This window comes from Devosia subaequoris, assembly GCF_014197055.1.
GTDB classification, from domain to species: Bacteria; Pseudomonadota; Alphaproteobacteria; order Rhizobiales; family Devosiaceae; genus Devosia; species Devosia subaequoris.
Genome location: NZ_JACIEW010000029.1, coordinates 1 through 1,104 on the forward strand (window position 1 = coordinate 1; position 1,104 = coordinate 1,104).

1 protein-coding gene is annotated in these 1,104 nt (G+C 58.3%); it reads left to right on the plus strand.

What is annotated here, in order from left to right; translation table 11 throughout:
* The first annotated feature begins 87 nt into the window (after positions 1-87).
* Complete coding sequence (locus tag GGR20_RS18415) at positions 88-954, plus strand: DUF6692 family protein (RefSeq protein WP_183312816.1); 867 nt, start codon at positions 88-90, stop codon at positions 952-954.
* Positions 955-1,104 lie beyond the last annotated feature (150 nt).

Consider the following 1,104-nt stretch of genomic DNA (forward strand, 5'->3'; position numbering starts at 1 on the left):
AAGTTTCACGACGCTCACGGCGACCATGGTGCAACCTTCCCACGCGGCAAGGTCATTTAGACCGTGAAGAAGAAATGGAGGGTTCCAATGAAATACGGCCGCTTTTTCCTGATGATCGCGACATCGACCGTTGTGATGTTCGGTCTGATGTATCTCAATACCTATCTCATCAGCCACGTCTTCTGGTCAGAGACACGGGCCTGGATGGCGCTGGTAATGGGTGGGGCAATGGCGGTCATCATGCTGTCCTTCATGCTCTCGATGTACAAGAACAAGGCACTCAACATTGCCATTTTCGCGGGCGCGACTGCGGTCTTCGGACTGTCGCTCTGGCTGGTACGCAGCCAGGTGACGGTCGACGACAGCGACTATATGAGCGCAATGATTCCGCACCATTCCATCGCCATCATGACCTCGTCGCGGGCGGATATCGAAGACGGCAGGGTGCGCAAGCTTGCCGACGAGATCATCTATGCCCAGGACAAGGAAATCTCGGAAATGAAGTACCTGCTCGCCTCGATCGCGGAGGATGGCAAACAGCCCATGAGCCCCAAAACGCCTGCGCCTGTTGTGGACAGTATCGAGGCTGCCCTGGCCGGCGCTGAAGTGCCGGTTCTCGATCCGGAATTTCTGACCCCGGAAGATATTTCTGCGGCCTTACCTGAAGGGGCCGCTTGTACATTTGTCTACACGCCAGCAAGCCAACCGGTCTTGGCATTCAGCTCGAGCAGCACTGGCGCCCTTGCGGCAATCAAGCTTTCAGGTGACGTGGTGCGGATCGAGGGCGACAGCATGGGTGGGTTCGCGTCCGGTGACCTCAGTCTGACGCTTGTGGGCCGGGATGGCCGAGAAGTAGCGGAGCTCACGGATATAGAGCTGCCGGAAGTGATCATGGAACTGGCGATAAGCGACGAATTGCAGGCCGGGTACATGGGCTATCTGCGCTGCCAATAGACGGGATGGTCGGCAGTAGACCACCGCCGACCCGTCAGATCATCTGGCGGCTGCGGCGGCGCTCAACTCGAATCTGTCAGTCAGAATGTCGCCGGTGAGGCAGTGCCGCGCCGACACCAGTTTCGCTGCCACGTCAACAAAGCCCGGCGG

Bases quoted from the DNA above. Each gene is read 5' to 3' on its own strand.
- GGR20_RS18415 (WP_183312816.1), top strand. From the start codon at position 88: ATGAAATACGGCCGCTTTTTCCTGATGATCGCGACATCGACCGTTGTG.